This window comes from Streptomyces finlayi, assembly GCF_014216315.1.
Classification (GTDB): Bacteria; Actinomycetota; Actinomycetes; order Streptomycetales; family Streptomycetaceae; genus Streptomyces; species Streptomyces finlayi_A.
This window is the reverse complement of record NZ_CP045702.1, coordinates 178,022-194,882: the sequence shown is the minus strand read 5'-3', so window position 1 is coordinate 194,882 and position 16,861 is coordinate 178,022. Positions and strand designations below refer to the sequence as shown.

The 16,861-nt window shown below is 69.3% G+C and carries 16 protein-coding genes; 11 read left to right on the top strand and 5 right to left on the bottom strand.

What is annotated here, in order from left to right; translation table 11 throughout:
* Window positions 1–29: 29 nt before the first annotated feature.
* The 7 genes from arcC to F0344_RS00955 all read left to right on the top strand — a co-directional run bounded on the left by arcC (window position 30) and on the right by F0344_RS00955 (window position 7,016).
* Entirely contained in the window at window positions 30–971 is a 942-nt protein-coding gene (gene arcC, locus F0344_RS00985; protein ID WP_185296957.1) for a carbamate kinase, read from the top strand.
* Window positions 968–2,497, top strand: coding sequence for a YfcC family protein (locus F0344_RS00980; RefSeq protein ID WP_185296956.1), 1,530 nt, complete (start codon window positions 968–970; stop codon window positions 2,495–2,497). Before arcC ends, F0344_RS00980 begins: the two co-directional genes overlap by 4 nt.
* Window positions 2,498–2,503: 6 nt before the next feature.
* Entirely contained in the window at window positions 2,504–2,806 is a 303-nt protein-coding gene (locus F0344_RS00975; RefSeq protein ID WP_185296955.1) for a hypothetical protein, read from the top strand.
* A 323-nt stretch (window positions 2,807–3,129) separates the two neighbouring features.
* Entirely contained in the window at window positions 3,130–4,332 is a 1,203-nt protein-coding gene (locus F0344_RS00970; RefSeq protein WP_185296954.1) for a globin domain-containing protein, read from the top strand.
* A gap of 239 nt (window positions 4,333–4,571) precedes the next feature.
* Entirely contained in the window at window positions 4,572–5,453 is an 882-nt protein-coding gene (locus tag F0344_RS00965; RefSeq protein WP_185296953.1) for a universal stress protein, read from the top strand.
* A 147-nt stretch (window positions 5,454–5,600) separates the two neighbouring features.
* Window positions 5,601–5,951 carry a P-type ATPase gene (locus F0344_RS00960; RefSeq protein ID WP_258049557.1) on the top strand — a complete coding sequence of 117 codons (351 nt, stop codon included), beginning with the start codon at window positions 5,601–5,603 and terminating at the stop codon, window positions 5,949–5,951.
* Between the two features lie 159 nt (window positions 5,952–6,110).
* Entirely contained in the window at window positions 6,111–7,016 is a 906-nt protein-coding gene (locus F0344_RS00955) for a universal stress protein (protein ID WP_185296952.1), read from the top strand.
* A 139-nt stretch (window positions 7,017–7,155) separates the two neighbouring features.
* Here F0344_RS00955 and F0344_RS00950 read toward each other — a convergent pair whose 3' ends face one another.
* Window positions 7,156–8,016 carry a universal stress protein gene (locus F0344_RS00950; protein WP_185296951.1) on the bottom strand — a complete coding sequence of 287 codons (861 nt, stop codon included), beginning with the start codon at window positions 8,014–8,016 and terminating at the stop codon, window positions 7,156–7,158.
* A 562-nt stretch (window positions 8,017–8,578) separates the two neighbouring features.
* Here F0344_RS00950 and F0344_RS00945 point away from each other — a divergent pair.
* From F0344_RS00945 to F0344_RS00935, 3 genes are all read left to right on the top strand, one after another.
* Entirely contained in the window at window positions 8,579–9,646 is a 1,068-nt protein-coding gene (locus F0344_RS00945) for a zinc-dependent alcohol dehydrogenase family protein (protein ID WP_185296950.1), read from the top strand.
* Window positions 9,647–9,672: 26 nt separating this feature from the next.
* On the top strand, window positions 9,673–10,548 hold the full coding sequence (locus F0344_RS00940; RefSeq protein WP_185296949.1) for a universal stress protein: 876 nt from the start codon (window positions 9,673–9,675) through the stop codon (window positions 10,546–10,548).
* Window positions 10,549–10,615: 67 nt separating this feature from the next.
* Window positions 10,616–11,296, top strand: coding sequence for a CBS domain-containing protein (locus tag F0344_RS00935; RefSeq protein WP_185296948.1), 681 nt, complete (start codon window positions 10,616–10,618; stop codon window positions 11,294–11,296).
* 2 nt (window positions 11,297–11,298) lie between these two features.
* On the opposite strand, the gene F0344_RS00930 is transcribed toward F0344_RS00935, so the two are convergent.
* Window positions 11,299–11,748: a universal stress protein gene (locus F0344_RS00930; protein WP_185296947.1), complete on the bottom strand. Its 450-nt coding sequence runs from the start codon at window positions 11,746–11,748 to the stop codon at window positions 11,299–11,301.
* A gap of 219 nt (window positions 11,749–11,967) precedes the next feature.
* On the opposite strand from F0344_RS00930, the gene F0344_RS00925 reads away from it, so the two are divergent.
* Window positions 11,968–12,657, top strand: coding sequence for a helix-turn-helix domain-containing protein (locus F0344_RS00925; protein ID WP_185296946.1), 690 nt, complete (start codon window positions 11,968–11,970; stop codon window positions 12,655–12,657).
* A 72-nt stretch (window positions 12,658–12,729) separates the two neighbouring features.
* Here the strand turns inward: F0344_RS00925 and F0344_RS00920 are convergent, their stop codons facing one another.
* The 3 genes from F0344_RS00920 to F0344_RS00910 are packed head-to-tail and all read right to left on the bottom strand — an operon-like array spanning window position 12,730 to window position 16,774.
* Window positions 12,730–13,386, bottom strand: coding sequence for a potassium channel family protein (locus F0344_RS00920; protein ID WP_185296945.1), 657 nt, complete (start codon window positions 13,384–13,386; stop codon window positions 12,730–12,732).
* Window positions 13,383–14,042: a potassium channel family protein gene (locus tag F0344_RS00915; RefSeq protein WP_185296944.1), complete on the bottom strand. Its 660-nt coding sequence runs from the start codon at window positions 14,040–14,042 to the stop codon at window positions 13,383–13,385. The genes F0344_RS00920 and F0344_RS00915 overlap by 4 nt, the downstream gene beginning before the upstream one ends.
* A 5-nt stretch (window positions 14,043–14,047) precedes the next feature.
* The gene (locus F0344_RS00910; RefSeq protein WP_258049555.1) at window positions 14,048–16,774 is read right to left on the bottom strand and encodes a cation-translocating P-type ATPase; all 2,727 of its coding nucleotides are present in this window, start codon (window positions 16,772–16,774) and stop codon (window positions 14,048–14,050) included.
* Window positions 16,775–16,861: the final 87 nt, after the last annotated feature.

Genomic DNA, 16,861 nt, shown 5'->3' with positions numbered 1-16,861 from the left:
CGCCGCCCGCCACCATCGGAGAACTCCCCATGCGTGTAGTAGTCGCACTGGGCGGCAACGCCCTCCTCCGCCGCGAGGAACGGCCCGACGCCGCCGTGCAGCTCGCCAACATCCGCGCGGCCGTGACCGCCCTCGCACCCCTTGCGCACCGGCATGAACTCGTCATCACTCATGGCAACGGGCCCCAGGTCGGCGTGCTCGCCCTGCAAAGCGCTGCCGACCACTCGCTGAGCAGTCCCTATCCCTTCGACGTCCTCGGCGCGGAGACCCAGGGCATGATCGGATACTGGCTGCTCCAGTCACTGCAGAATGCCCTGCCGGGGCGCCAGGTCTGCGCTCTGCTGAACCAGACACTCGTCTCCGCGGCCGATCCCGCCTTTGCCGATCCGGCCAAATTCGTGGGCCCCGTCTACGACCGGGCCGAAGCCGAACGCATGGCCGCCGCACGCGGCTGGACGGTCAAGCAGGACGGCGCACACTGGCGACGTGTCGTGCCCTCCCCCCGCCCCCAACGCGTGGTGGAGACACGGCTGATCCGACTGCTGCTGAACTCCGGGGCGGTGGCCGTATGCGCCGGGGGCGGAGGCGTACCGGTGATCCGTGACGAACAAGGGCAGTTGTCAGGTGTCGAGGCCGTGGTGGACAAGGACCTCACCGCCGCCCTCTTGGCCGAGGCGCTCGACGCCGACGCGCTGCTGCTGCTCACGGACGTTTCCCACGTCTCCCTCCGCTACGGCACGCCCGACGCCGAACCCGTCGGCCGGACCACGCCCGCAGCCCTGAGGGCCCAGGAGTTCCCTGCCGGCTCCATGGGCCCCAAGGTCGACGCCGTGTGCCGCTTCGTCGAACTCACCGGCCAAATGGCGGCGATCGGCTCCCTCGGAGACGCCCAAGCCATCCTCGACGGCGCCACCGGCACCGTCGTCACACCCAGCGGTCGCTACCGCGACGGACCACAGGACCTGACATGACACTCGACAGCGCAACCACAGCACCGCAGCCGGCCGGGGCGGAGAACGGCCCCGACACGTCGAAGGGGCGGCGGCAGTTCCGCTTCCCCTCGGCCTTCGCCGTTCTGATCGCGCTCACCGTGGCGGTCTGGGCCCTGACCTTCCTCATCCCCGCCGGCCGCTACGACGTGAAGGACGGCAGTCCCGTCCCGGGCACCTACCATCCCGTACAACTGGCCACCGGCTTCTGGGACCGGCTCAAGGATCTCTTCCTCTCCCCGGTCAACGGGCTGTACGGCGTCACCGACGCAGGGACCGGCATCACCACGCCCGGCGGGACCGGCTCCTTCGCGGGGGCCGCCGGGGTCTTCCTCTTCATCCTGGCCGTGGGGGCGTTCATCACCGTCACCATGCGGACCGGCGCGCTCACCGCGGGAGTGGCACGCCTTGCGCAGCGACTGCGCAACCACAGGACCCTGCTCCTCGTCGTTCTCATGACGGTCTTCTCGCTCGGCGGTACCACCTACGGAATGGCCGAGGAAACCCTCGGTTTCTACGGGCTGATGATTCCTCTGATGCTGGGCCTCGGGTACGACCGCATGGTCGCCGCGACCGTGATCATGGTGGGTGCCGGAGTGGGAACCCTTGCCTCGACCGTGAACCCCTTCGCCACCGGCGTGGCGTCCGACAGCGCCGGCATCGGCACGGGAGACGGCATCCTCCTGCGCATGGCGATGTGGGTCTGCCTGACGGCCTTGGCAGCCGCGTACGTCGCGCGCTACGCCCGCCGCATCACCCAGGACCCTGCACGCTCGCTGACGCCGCTCACCGAGGACGACCGTCGCATCAAGGAGGAGGGCAGCGACGCGGTGCGGCTCACGAGCCGTCAGCGCACCGTTCTGTGCCTCTTCGCGGCCACCTTCCTCTTCATGATATTCGCCGTGGTCCCCTGGTCCGACATACACGTGACCTTTCTGCCCACACTCGGGTGGTACTTCCCCGAACTCGCCGCCCTCTTCATCGTCGCCGCGATCCTCGTCGGGTTGATCGGAGCTCTTGGGGAGAAGGGGACAGCGGATGCCATCACCGCGGGGGCCGGAGACTTCATCGGAGCGGCGATGATCGTCATGCTGGCGCGCGGAGTCACGGTCCTCATGAACAACGCCAGTGTCACCGACACGATCCTCGACGCCCTGCAGAGCGCAGTGGGCGGCACGTCCTCGGGTGTGTTCGCCGTCCTGATGTTCGCGGTCAACCTTCCCCTGGCCTTCTTCGTCCCGTCCTCTTCGGGCCACGCCGCCCTCGCCATGCCGATCCTCGCCCCGCTGGCCGATTTCGCCGGAGTGGGCCGCGCCCTGGTGGTGACCGCGTACCAGTCCGCCTCAGGATGGGTGAACCTCATCACTCCCACCTCGGCCGTTGTCATGGGGGGCCTCGCGCTCGCCAAGGTCAGATACGACCAGTACCTGCGCTTCATGGCACCGCTGATGGGCGCACTGCTCGTGGTGGTGGCCGGCTTCCTGGTCATCGGCGCGGCCCTGCACTGAGGCCCCATGGCGCTGCAGGTGGGCCAACAGGCCCTGTGGAAAGCCCAGTTGATCCGCAACAGTGAAGTTCGGCTGGGGCAGGGTGCCCATCAGCCGCTCAAGGAGGTGGGCCTCATGCCTGGACTGCTGGCCATCGGAGCCATCACATCGATCGGCTTCGGCGCGATTCTGGTGTTCGCCGTGGACTGGCAGTGGGACGGCGCCGACCGCCCACTGGTCGGGCTCATCATGATGGGTGTGGGGATGCTCGCCCTGGTCGCCGCCACGAGCATGTACGGCGAAGCCTCCCGGTCCGACCGGATGTCCTGAGCCCGTCCCGTACCGCCCCGTCGGCGCACCGGAATGGTGGAGCCCACGGCCGCGCACGTGGGATCACACCCAGGATCGCCCGCCCCGGCGCCCCGCACGGCTCGGGACCGGGCAGGGGCGCGCGTCGCGGATCGCGTACGGGCCATTGGTCCCGGCCACCGCCCACCCCACCCGGCCGGGTGGCCCTGATCGCCGGGACCATCGTCCCGTGTGTAGCGGTGGAGCGGGATCCGGAGGCCTCAAGACTGCCAAACCAGTTGAGCCTGCGACTTCGCAGGCTCAACTCCCCCCCTTCTTCAACCCCCTTCTTCACCAGGAGTGTCATGCTGTCTGCCGAGTCGGCCTCACTGATCCGGGCAACCCTGCCCGCCGTCGGCGGGGCACTGGACGAGATCACCACCCGCTTCTACGCCACGATGTTCGCCGAACATCCCGAATTGCTGGACGGCATGTTCAACCGGGGCAATCAGGCGAGCGGGGCACAGCGTCGGGCGTTGGCCGGGTCCATCGCGGCCTTCGCCGGTGCGCTGCTCGCCGACCCCGGCACTCGCCCGGACGCCCTGCTCGCCCGTATCGCGCACAAGCACGTGGCCGTCGGCGTCACAGACGACCAGTACACGATCGTGCACAAGTACCTGTTCGCTGCCATCGCCGACGTGCTCGGAGATGCGGTCACCCCCGATGTCGCGGCCGCGTGGGACGAGGTCTACTGGCTGATGGCCGGCGCTCTCATCGCCCAAGAGTCGCGCCTCTCCTTCGAAGCCCAGGTGGAGCCCGGCCGGCCCTGGCGGCAGTGGACCGTTCTCGAACGTCGGGTGGAGACCCCCGACACCGTCTCGTTCCTGCTGCGGCCCTCCGACGGCGCACCCGCACCTCGCGCACGGGCCGGTCAGTATGTCAGCGCGCGCGTGCGGATGCCCGACGGTGTGCACCAGCTGCGCCAGTACAGCCTCTCCTCGGCCCCCGACGACCAGGTGCGCAGGATCACTGTCAAGCGTCTGAGCGCTGACGGCGCTCCGGCCGGCGAAGTGTCGAACCTGCTGTACCGCACCCTCGAAGCCGGTGACGAACTCACCCTTTCCGCCCCGTTCGGCGATGTGGTGCTGGACGAGACGGACGCGCCGCTGGTGCTGGTCTCCGCCGGCATCGGCTGCACCCCGATGGTCTCCATGCTGGAGCACCTCGCGGCCGTCGCATCCGCCCGGCCCGTCACGGTCCTTCATGCCGACCGCTCACCCGCCGGTCACGCTCTACGTGCCGACACCCACCGGCTGGTCGCCTCACTGCCGAAGGCCCGTGCCACGTTCTGGTACGAGGACGACGCGGTGGAAGAGCCGGGCTCCCGGACGGGTCTGATGAACCTCGGTGAACTGGAACTGCCCGCCGACGCGAGCGTCTACATGTGCGGCCCGCTCCCGTTCATGCGCGAGGTCAAGAAGCAGCTGCTGCGCGGTGGGATTCCCGCCCGCAACATCCGCTACGAGGTCTTCGGCCCCGACCTGTGGCTGGCCGACGCCACCGCCTGACCGCCCCGGCGGGCTGTCTGCACGATCATGTGGCCGGTCCGATGCCGAGGAGCCCCCGCGCGCCCGTCGCGGCGCCGGAACCGGGCGATAGGCCGGCGTTTCCGGCCACCCGGGGTACGCGGCAGGGCCGGGTGGCCCTCTGGACGGACTGATGGCCCCTAGGCGCAGTGGGTGGCCGGCACCGATGCTGGGAGCCGAAGCCGTCGCATGACGGCGGCGTTCCATGACGGGAGAACCCAGTGACTGATCCGGTGATCGTAGGGGTGGACGGTTCCGCATCCAGCTTTGAGGCGGTCGATGTCGCGGCCCGTGAGGCGCACATGCGTGATGCGCCTCTGCGGATCGTGCACGCGTTCGGTCACGCGCCCGGGCTGCAGCCGGTCGGCGGGTCCCCGTGGAACCCGGCCGACCATGGTCTGGAGCCGATGACCCAGGGGGTGCTGGCTCGCGCAGAGGAACGGGCGCACAGGGTCGCGCCGGGCATGGACATCACTCGGTCGGTGGTGGCCGGTGAGGCACTTGAGGTACTGGAGATCGAGTCGAGATCGGCAACGCTCGCCGTGGTCGGCAGCCGGGGCCTGAGCGGCTTCTCCGGGCTGCTGCTGGGCTCGACGGCAGTGCATCTGGCCGCGCACGGCCGCTGCCCGCTGATGGTGGTGCGCGGCCGCGCCGACCCGGCGGGCGCGGTGGTGCTGGCGGTGGACGGCTCCGATGCCGGTGAGGCGGCGGTGGAGTTCGCGTTCAACGAGGCGGCCCTGCGCGGGGCTCCGCTGGTGGCCCTGCACGTGTGGAACGTGTGGAGCGAGCGTGCCTACGAAGGCCCTGGTGACCCCGTGAACGCGATGGTCGCGGACATCGACAAGCTCCGTGAGGCCGAGCAGCACCTGCTGGACGAGACGGTCACCGCCTGGCAGAAGGTCTTTCCCCAGGTCGAAGTGGAGCGGCGCCTGGTGCGTTCCCGCATCCGTCCAGCCCTGATCGACGCGAGCCGGGGGGCGCAACTGCTGGTGACAGGAGCCCGGGGACACGGCGGCTTCGCCGGCCTCCTGCTCGGCTCGGTCAGCCAGGCCCTGCTGCACCACGCCCACTGCCCCGTGACCGTCGTCCGCGGCAAGGAGTGACAGCGCCTCAGCGGACGCTGAGCGATGTACTGCCTGGGAAGTCAACGAGCGGGCCGAACCTGCCCTTCGATCGCGGTGGCGCCGGCTGCTGGACCGGTTTCGCAGCTGGCTGACCGGCCTCCTGCCGCTGCCGCTGCCGCCGCCGTTGTGGCCGGCGCCATCAGTGAGATCAAGGACGCCCTCGTGATCGCGGCCGTCCTGCTCATCGACGCGAACATCGGCTTCTTGCGGGAACGCCGCGCCGAGCGCAGTCTGGAGGCTTCGCGCCAGATGCTCGTTCCCACCGCGCGCGTGCGCCACGACGGTCTGCTGAGGGTGATCCCGGCCGGCGCACCGGTGCCCGGTGATGTCGTCCTCCTGGAAGCCGGCGACCGCGTCCCGGCCGATGGGCGTCTGGCCGTCCACGTCCCCGTGTCGCCGATTCGCGAGGCTCAAGAAGTGACCGGAGGCGCTGTGGCCCGCTGGCATCTGGCCCGTAGCCCTGCTCATCCGCGGTAACGGGCAGCTGTACTGAGCGGGAAGACCGGCTCGCAACGGCTCAAACGCACAGGTGAGCGGTCAGATGCCGGTCAGCCACTGTCTGCGGGACCAGCGGCCCTTGGCGCCTGGCCCGCTGGACGAGAGTCTGAAGCCGGACAACCCGACACAGGAGGAATCATGGCCCGCACGATCACCGTAGGACTCGACGGCTCCGCGGAGAGCCTGGCCGCGGCCGAGTGGGCGGCTCGCGAGGCGAAGCTGCGCGACCTGCAGGTCAGTCTGGTCCACGCGTGTCAGCCGGTACCGGAGGCGATGGCCCAGGCACCTGTCGTCGGCGCCGAGACACTGCGGCACTGGACCGAGAGGATGCCCCGTGAGTTCGCCGAGGGCTTGAGATTGCGCCACCCCGGTGTCGACGTGAGCATCACACAACGCGTCGGTGCGCCGGTCGACATGCTCGTGGAAGCCTCCCGTGAGGCGGAACTGCTCGTTCTCGGCTCCCAGGCGTTGCGCGGGCTCACCGGCTTCCTGGTCGGGTCCGTCGGACAGGCTGTCGCCGCCCGGGCAGAGACGCCCGTGATCTTTGTGCGAGCCGGTGAGCAGTCAGCCGACGAACACCTGATGGATCCCGTCGGCGTCCCGTCCGCCGCCACCGCGTTCCGGCCGGTCGTCCTCGGTCTGGCCGCCGACACCGCCGACGACACCGTGATCACCTTCGCCTTCGAGGAGGCACGGTACCGCGACACCGAGCTGGTTGTCGTCCAAGGTTGGAATTCGTCGCCCTATTCCGTCTACACCATGGGATCGGGTTTCGAGCCCCACGAGGAGTTCGCCCGCCAGAGGGCCGGCGTACTCACGAGTGCCTTGGCGACCTGGCGGAAGAAGTACCCGGACGTCGACGTCGTCGAGGTGTCCCGCCCTGGGAGTGCCGCCGGCCTCCTCATCGACGCTTCCCGTGACTCCTCCCTCGTCGTCGTAGGCCGACGTGTGCGCGGCAACCTCTTCGGTGGGCACATCGGTGCCATCGCGCTCGCCCTGCTGCACCACTCCACCGCACCCGTGGCCGTCGTCGCCCACGACTGAACGCCCCAGGTACGTACTGGCGCCGCACTATTGCCTGGAGAAGGCTCGGCACTGTCGCCCGACACCGACGAGCAGTCGTCGGTGTCGGGCGACAGTGCCGGGGAACCGCGCGAGGTGACGGCAGCGGCTCGTCTGAGCGTCAGTCGTGCGGCACGACCGCCACCGGGGCCGTGGCGTGGTGAAGGACGGCGTGTGTGACCGGGCCGATTCGCCGCGGGCCCGACTGGTGGTTGCGACGTCCGACGACGAGGAGGTTCGCCTGGCCGCTGTTGTTCAGCAGGACGTCGGAGGCGGAGCCGATCTCGAAGTGCTCGATGACCTTCAGCTGTGGGTACTTCTCACGCCAGGGCTTGAGGAGGTCGGCCAGAACCTCCCTGTTGATCTGTTCCAGACCGTTCGCCTCCGCCAGGTACATCGAGCCGGGGCTCCAGGCGAGGACCGTCGGAATGCTCGAGGCGTGTACGGCGCGCAGGGTCGCTCCGCGTTCGGCTGCGGCGGTGAAGGCGAACTCCAGGACGGAGTCGCCGACCTGCCCGGGTTCCACGCCGACCACCACCTCCGGAGTCTGCTTCGGTGTGGTGGGATTCGGCTCCCTGACCATGACGACCGGCCCGGTCGCCTGACGTAGCACGTGCAGCGAGACGGAACCGATCAGATATCCGGTCAGGGTGCCGTAGCCACGGGATCCCAGTACCAGCATCTCGGAGCGTGCGGCTTCGGTGAGGAGTGTGGGCACCGGGTCGTCGACGAGCAGCTCGGTGGTGACGTCCAGGGTGGGGTGCTTCCTGGCCACACGGGCTTGAGCTTCGTCGAGTACGTTGCGTACCCAGCGTTCCTCCGCCGCACGGTCACCGACGTAGACCGTGTCAGTGGGTCGCCAGACCCAGGCATGAACCAGCCGGAGGTCCGAGCCTCGACGCTTCGCCTCGTCGGCCGCCCAGTCCACTGCGGCCAGAGCGTGGTCGGTTCCGTCGAGTCCTACGGTGATGGTGCCGGACATGCTGCCTCCCGGTGCCGCCGCTGCGAGTGCAGCTCACAGCGGCTGTGCTGACGTGGAGATCTGAGCCTCGCACGGGCGTCGCGGCCGGCGCTGGGGCCGATCGGCCCTCACCGGGCCCCAGTGGCCCCGACTGCGCTGCCCGGCCGGGGGACTCGCGCAGGTCGCGGTGGGGGAGGAACGAAGACTCGGACGCACCCCGGTGTCCGGGCGGCAGCCGAAGGCGGCAATCGGAAGCCGCGCGCCGGCGGTCGGTGCGGTCGCCCGGCACGCGCACGCGGCGGGTGCGGCACCGGCAGCCGGCAAAGGTGTCGTCATCGCCGTCGTTGACAACGGTGTGTGTACGTCCCGCAGCGTTCGGTGCGGCGGGCTGCGAAGCCGTGCCGGGCGTGCGCGGAACGTGAGCGGGATCTGCGTCCGGGGCCGGAGGACCTGGAAGAGCCCGCGCGGAGCGGCGAGGGGTCGGGCCGTCAGGTCCTACGGGGGTACCGACCGGCCCAAGCGTCCACTCTCTCTCCGCGCCATGCTGGGGGTGAGGCAGATTTGCGGGAGAAGGGACGCCATCATGAAGGCTCTTGTATTCCAAGGCCCGGGGAAGACCTCCTGGCAGACTGTTCCGGAGCCGGGTGTCAAAGACGCCGCCGACGCCGTCGTGCGCGTCGACACCACGACCATCTGCGGAACCGATCTGCACATCATCAAGGGCGATGTGCCGGAAGTGGCGCCGGGTACCGTGCTGGGCCACGAGGCCGTGGGCGAGATCGTGGAGACCGGCAGTGAGGTGCGCACGGTGCGCCCGGGTGACCGGGTCCTCGTCTCCTGCATCTCGGCGTGCGGTCGCTGCCGGTTCTGCCGCGAGAACCGCTACGGGCAGTGTCGTGGAGGTGGCGGCTGGGTTCTGGGCCACCTCATCGACGGGACGCAGGCAGAATTCGTCCGTGTGCCCTTCGCGGACTTCTCGGTGCACCCATTGCCCAACTCGGTCGACAGCGCCGCCGCCGTCCTGCTGGCTGACATCCTCCCCACCGGGTACGAGGTCGGCGTGCTCAACGGACGGGTGGGGCCCGGAGACACGGTCGTGGTGGTGGGTGCGGGGCCGATCGGTCTGGCAGCCATCGCCGCGGCGCAGCTCTACACACCAGGCAAGATCATTGCCGTCGATCTCGCCGAGCCCCGGCTGGCAGCCGCACGCGCCATCGGTGCCGACGCCACCGTCGGAGCGGACGAGCGACCGGAAGAGCTGATCAAGGACCTCACCGAAGGGCTCGGCGCGGACGTCGTGATCGAAGCGGTCGGCGTACCCGAAGCCTTCGAACTGTGCACCCGCGTGGTACGTCCCGGGGGGCGTGTCGCCAACGTCGGAGTCCACGGCAAGCCGGCCGCCCTCCACCTCGAAGAGCTGTGGATCAAGGACGTGACCATCACGACGGGGCTCGTCGACACCTACTCGACGCCGCTTCTGCTCCGCATGATGGCGGCGGGGCGGCTGCCCTCCGCCCAGTTGGTCACCCACCGTTTCGAGATCCCACAGATGGAGGAGGCGTACGACGTGTTCTCCCGGGCCGCCGAGACCGGCGCCCTGAAGGTCGTGCTGGGCGGTCCTCCGCATGATGTCGTGGCACTTCCCGCCTGATCGGTATGAGAGAGGCGGAAATGACCATGGAATCACCCCTGGTCGTCGGTGTCGACGGCTCCGAACCCAGCTTGCGCGCGACGGACTGGGCCGCGGACGAGGCGCAACGGCATGGCTTGTCGTTGCGCCTGGTGCACGCGTCGCTGTGGGAGCGGTACGAAGGAGTCCTGCGCGCGGGCGCACTCAGCCGCTCGGACGGGCGCGTGCTCGCCGAGAACATCGTCGGGACCGCTGCGGAGCGCGTCCGACGGCGTACGCAGGACGTCGGAGTGACCACTGAGGTCCTGCTGGAGGACCCGGTGAGAGCGCTGTTGCGCGAGGGGCTCCATGCGTCCGCGTTGGTCACCGGGGTGCGGGGCCGGGGAGAGATCGCCGGTCTGCTGCTGGGCTCGGTGAGTCTGGCCGTGGCGGCCGGTGCGCACTGTCCGGTGATCGTCGTCCGCGGCGACGCCGCCGGACTCGCCGGAACCCACGAACGCATACTCCTCGGCATCGGTGGCGCCGACGTGGACACGGCCGCGGTGCGTTTCGCCTTCGAGGAGGCGCGTGTGCGCGGCTGCGTACTGGACGTGGTCCGAGCCTGGCGCCGTCCGGCCCACGAGCAGACCAGCCATCCGCTCCTCACCGGAAGCCCGGCTCGCTACGACGAGGAGGGGGCGGTGGCCCTGCTGGAGGAGGCGCTGAAGCCCCACGAGCAGTCATACCCGGAGGTACGCGTCCGGCGTGCCACGGTCGAGGGACCGGCGCGCAAGGTGCTGCTGGCACGCTCGGCGGCTTCGGATCTGCTCGTGATCGGTGCTCGCCGGCGTGGTGGACAGGCCGGTGTGCATCTGGGCCGCGTGGGGCACACCGTGCTGCACCATGCCGCCTGCCCGGTCGCAGTGGTACCGCAATCCTCCTGAAGGGCGGACAACCGGGTGGCGCAGCCCCCTGGTTCGCCCCGATGCACCCGGGAAAGGACGTCAAGCCATGACTCACCGATCGCCGCACACGGTGGCGGACGTGATGACGACCGTGGTGGTCGCCGTAGGTCTGGACGCACAGTTCAAGGAGATCGTCGCCACCATGCGGCAGTGGCGGGTCACCGCGCTTCCGGTGCTGGAAGGCGAGGGGAGGGTGGTGGGTGTGGTGTCCGAGGCGGATCTGCTGGCCAAGGAGGAGCTCCGGGACACGGAGCCCACCATGACCGACCAGAAGCGGCGCCTTGCCGACTACGCCAAGGCCGGGGCGGTCAGTGCCCGGAACCTGATGACGAGTCCGGCCGTCACCGTTCACCCCGATGCCCTGCTGCCCGAGGCCGCTCGCCTCATGGCCCGGCACGAGGTGAAGCGTCTCCCCGTGGTTGACGGGACGGGCGTCCTCAAGGGCATCGTGAGCCGCGTGGATCTGCTCAAGGTGTTCCTGCGGCCCGACAAGGAACTCGCCGCCGAGGTTCGTCAGGAGGTCGTCGACCGGCTTTTCCCTGTCTCACACGCAGGCATCGACGTGGCGGTGGAGGAAGGGCGCGTCACGCTCAGCGGCCAGGTCCGCGACAGTTCCCTCATTCCGGTCGCGGTGCGCCTTGCCCGCGCCGTGGAAGGCGTGGTGGACGTCCGCTGCGCGCTCACCGGTCCGGGGGCCTCCTCTGTGGCCGGCGACAGAGCCGAGTGACATCACGCCCTCGCGGCGCTGGGCCGCACGATGACCACGGGGCAGGTCGCGTGCTGCGCGCACTGCTGGCTCACGGAGCCGAGCAGAGCACGCGCGAAGCCCCCGCGCCCGCGGCTCCCGACGACGAGCAGCTCCGCTCCTTCGGCCTCGCTCAGCAGTACCTCGGTGGGGTTGCCCCGCACCAGGAGTTCACGCACACCGACGGGACGGTCGTCACCGAAGACGGATCTGATCTCCTCGGCGAGACCGGTCCGGGCGGCCTCCACATCGAAGTCGGGGTCGGTCGCAGGCCCTGACCAGCCGGACATGGACGGTGTGTCCCAAGCGCTCACTGCATCGACTACACCCCCGATCAGCTGTGCGTGCCGTGCAGCCCAGCGCAGTGCCTCCTTGGACGACGCGGAGCCGTCGACTCCGACGACGATGCGGGGGACGTGTGCGTCCATGTTCATGCCGTCTTCCTCTCAGGGGTGCTCCGCCTCTCACGCTGCCCTCCTCGGGCCCGATCCGCCACTTGAAGCGTCCTCGATCCACGGCCCTCGTTCGTCGGCGCGTCGCCGGTGACCGCCCGCCGGGGTATGAAAGGGGTAGGGGCGCCGGCCGCCGTACGACTGACCGCGTACGACTGACCGCCGGACACAGGTGGAACGTGGAACGAGAGGGACGTCACGATGTCCGAACAACCGCAGCCGGGTCCTGCCGGCCCGGAGCACGTGACCGGCGACTTCGGCCGGAGGGTGGAGGCGCGCCGGAAACAGCTCGGACTCTCCAGGGACGAAATCGCGCACCGGGCCGGATCGGCGCCCGGATACATCACCTACGTGGAGGAACAGTCGGCCACGCCGGGTATCGGCTTCATGCTACGGCTGGCCGACGCACTGGGAACGTCCCTCGAAGAACTGTCCGGGGCTACGGTGGACCTGCCGCCCGGTACAGGCCAGGCCGCCTATCACCCGGAACTGCTCACACTCGACCGTGAGGAGTGCTGGGCCCTGCTGGGAACGCACGGAGTGGGACGGGTGGGAGTGGCCACCGGCGAGGGCCCCGCCATCGTGCCGGTCAACTACGTGGTGAACGATGGGTCCGTGGCCTTCAGAACGGCGGCCGGCGCACTTCCGGCCCGGACGGTGGACCATGAGATCGCTTTCGAAGTGGATCGCATCGACGAAGCGTTCAGCCGGGGCTGGAGCGTTCTGGTCGTCGGCAGGGCGCGGGAGGTGACCGACCCCGCAGCCCAGCGCGTGCTCACGGAACGTGCACCCACCGAGCCTTGGGCGGGCGGCGATCGACACCTCTGGATCTCCGTCCAGGCGAGCCGCGTCACCGGTCGGCGGATCTTCGTACGCGACGCCCCGGCTTGAGTGCCGCGCCCGGCGGCTACCCGCCCGGGCAGGCTGCGGGCCCGTACAGGGCAGCGGCAGGAGCGTGCCTTCTCACTGGAAGGCCGCGTGGATCTCCTCTTCCTCGGCCTCGTGCGACACCAGGAGGATCTCGTCGCCGGCCCGCACGCGCAGAGCTGCCTCAGGGACCATGGGCTGCCCCTCGCGGACGACGGTGGCCACCACGGTCCCCGCGGGCAGAGCGATGTCCATGAGAGAACGGCCGACCGCACGAGACCGAGAGGTGATCACCGTCTCGATGATGTCGACGCCCGCCTTGCTGAGGCGGAGGAGAGCCACCGTGTCCGAGGCGCCGGTTGCCTCCTCGATGAGCGAGACCAACGGCGTCGAGGCGGGAACGGCGACGTCGACTCCCCAGCGCTGGTCGAAGAGCCAGGCGCGCTCATGGTCGTTGACGAGGGCCACGACACGGGGGGCGGCGAAGTGCCGCTTGGCCAGAAGGCTGATGACCAGGTTGTCGTCGTCGTTGTCGGTGGTGGCCAGGACCACGTCGGCGACGCGAGCGCCGGCACGTTCGAGCACCGTCGGTTCACACGCATCGCCGACGGTCAGCCGGGCCCCGTGCCGTTCGCGCAGGGCTGCGACCCGGGCGGTGTCGCTCTCCACGAGAGTGATCTCGCTTCCCGCCGAGGCCAGGACCTGGGCGATCCGGGCACCGAGTCGGCCTGCTCCTGCGATCAGTGCCCTCATGTTCCCAGCTCCTTGTCGAGAAATCCGCGAAGACGGCCGAGCGCGGTGACGGCGACCGCGAACGTGACCATGTCTCCGGCCTCCGCGGTGGTCGAATGCCGAGGAATCAGTGAACGTCCCGCCCGTGTCACTTCGACCACGCGGATTTCCCCGTCGATGTCGAACTCCGACAGACTGCGGCCGGGCAGATAGCCGGGAATGTCCGATCTCAGGAGTCGTACCTCTCCGTTGCCGAAGGTCATGGCGGCGGACAGATGACGGTGGAGCAGCCGCTGATGGATCTGATGCACCGTCCAGCGCACGCCCTCGATGGTGGGGACACCGAGTTCTTCCGCCAGTTCGGCACGTCGGACGTCGTTGACGCGTGCCAGAACCATGGGGACGCGGTACGTCTCCTTGGCCGTTCGTGCGCACACGAGGTTGCGGTTGTCGGCCGAGGTCACGGCGACCAGGGCGTCGGCATCACCCACGCCTGCCCGCTCGAGCGTGTGGCGACCGAGGCAGTCGCCTTCCTCGAAGTGACCCGCGAAGCCTGGCGGCAGAGCGTGGCGGCCGGCGGCTCTGTTGTCGATGACCCACACGTCGTGGCCTTCCGAGGCGAGTTGCGCGGCGAGGACAGAGCCCACCCGGCCGCACCCGGCGATGATTACTCTCATGGGTTTCAACTCCTGCTTCGCGTGTGATGGCGCCGAAGCCATGCTTTGCGCGTTTCGTCGGCCAGCAGAGGCAGCAGGCCCAGACAGGCGAGGACCGCCCAGTCCGTGAGGCTCAGCGGGGCCGTGTTGAAGACGCTCCGGAGAACGGGCACGTAGCTGATGGCAGCCATCCAGCCGATTCCGGCACAGCCCGCGGTGAGCAACCAGGGGTTGCTCAGCAGCCCGATCCGCAGGACGCTGTCATGCTCGGTGCGTACGGCCAGCGCGATGAAGAACTGGCTGAGTACGATGCCGGCCTGCACCATGGTGATGGCTTCACGGTAGACGGGGTTGTCTTCGGTGAAGTCGGCGAAAGGTATCCCTGACGCGTTGATGTGCCAGAAGAACACCGCGCACCCTGTGAGCGCCTGGATGCCCCCGAGGAACAGGATGCGTCGCATGACTGCCGTGGAGAACAGGCGCTCGTGCCGAGAACGGGGCGGCCGTTCCATGACGTCGGGTTCGGGGGGTTCGGCGCCCAGCGCCAGCGCGGGCATGATGTCCGAGCCCAGGTCGATGGCCAGAATCTGCATCGCACTGATCGGCACCAGGGGGAAGCCGGCGAACGTGGCCGCGACGATGGGGCCCAGTTCGCCGATGTTGCTGCTGAAGACGTAGACCAGGAATTTCCGGATGTTCCGGTAGACGGAGCGCCCGAGCCGCACCGCTGTGGTGATGGAGGCGAACGAGTCGTCGAGAAGCACCATGACAGCCGCTTCCCTGGCGACGTCCGTGCCCTCCTTCCCCATCGCGATGCCGATGTCCGCCTGCTTGAGGGCCGGCGCGTCGTTCGCCCCGTCTCCGGTGACGGCGACAACCTCGTGGCGCCGTTGCAGCGCCTTGACCGCCCGCATCTTGTGCTCGGGGCCGACCCTGCACAGCAGCAGTTCACGGGACGTGGAGAGAAGCCGCTCCAGCGAGCTGTCGTCGAGAGTGTCGAGCTGGGAGCCGGTCATGAGGAGGGGCTCGTCGCGACGTACGATGCCGACGCGACGTGCCACGGCCTCGGCCGTCAGCGGATGGTCTCCGGTGGCCATGACGATACGGATTCCAGCCTGCTCGCAGGCTTCGACCGCCGCCCGGACTTCCGGCCGCGGGGGATCGAGCATGCCGACCAGGCCGAGGAAGACGAGGTCCGACTCCGTCTTCTCCTGTGCGAAAGGCGCTCGAAGGGGAGAACCCCGGGCAGCGGCGAGCACACGCAGTCCTTGAGATGCCAGATCGTCGTTGGTGGCTGTCACCCGGGCGCGGAGATCTTCCGTCAGCGGTTGTACGACGCCGCCCCACTCGATGTACGCGCAACGGGCCAGAACCTCCTGTGGAGCGCCCTTCACGTATGCCTGGCAGGCGCCGTTGCCGTCCTCGTGGACGGTACTCATCATTTTGCGCCCGGAGTCGAAGGGGAACTCGGCGATTCGGGGATGCGCAGCCTGCTGCGCCTTGAGATCGATGCCTGCCTTGGCGGCGGCAACGAGAAGCGCTCCCTCCGTGGTGTCTCCGAGCACCTGCCAGTCGTCCTGGTCCGAAGGCGGAACCAGCCGCGCGTTGGAACAGAGGGCTCCGGCCAGGAGCACCGGCAGTACCGGGTGTGGGTCCACGACGTCACCTCGGGGCCGGTACCCCACGCCGGTGACGGCGTGAAGGGCGCCGTCGGCCCAGACCGTCAGGACCGTCATCTCCGCCTGGGTGAGCGTCCCGGTCTTGTCGGTGCAGATCACGGTGGTGCAGCCCAGTGCTTCGACAGCCAGAAGACGTTTGACCAGGGCGTTCTTCTGGGCCATCCGCCGTACCCCGATGGCCAGTGACACCGACAGGGTGGCGGGCAGCCCCTCGGGAACAAGGGCCACCATGACACCGAGCGCGAAGACGAAGGAGGAGACGAGGTCCTGTCCCTCGGGCAACCGTACGGCGAAGAGAACAGCGCCCGTAGCCACCGCGACGCCCGCCACCCGGCGAGCCATCGAGGCGATTTCGTGCTGAAGCGGTGTCTTCTGGCGGGGAGCGGCGGCGGTGAGCCGGAAGATGCGTCCGAACTCTGTCGACTCACCTGTGGCGAACACCACCGCCCTTGCCGTGCCGGTGACGACGTCGCTGCCCATGAAGAGGCAGTTGCGCGCTTCGAGCAGTGCTCCGGGAGCGTCCGCTTCATGGGTTCGGCGGACAGCGTCACTCTCTCCCGTGATCGCGGCGTTGTTCACCGAGACGTCATGCGCTTCGACCAGCCGGCAGTCCGCCGGCACGGCGTCACCGGACTCCAGAAGGATTACGTCGCCCGGTACGAGGTCGTCGGCAGGCAGCTCGAGCAGCTCTCCGTCACGCAGGACACGACTTGAGTGCGGCACCATGGCCTGCAGCGATTCTGTCGTTCGTTCTGCCGAATACTCCTGGGCGAAACCGATGGTCGCGTTGAGCAGGACCACGCAGAGGATGGCGACCGCGAGCTGCAGGGTGCCGACCTCCGGCGGGTCCTGGAGCAAGTGGGCGAGCAGCGTGATTCCTGACGAGAGAAGCAGGACGATCGCGAAGAGATCGGTGAACTGCGCGGCGAACTGGCGCCACACGCCGCGGTGCGCGACGGGCGGCAGCTGGTTGGGTCCGTGGCTCCGCCTCCGGGCCCGTGCCGTCGTGGAGGACAGGCCGTCCGGTGTCGATCCCAGAGCGGCGTACACATCGCCCGTCTGCAGTGTTCGCACGGCCGGGGCCGGGGCCGGGGTCGCGGACGCTTCGCGCGCCCGGCCCGAGGACACGCTCCGGGCCGGGCCGGTCACCGGACGGCCCCC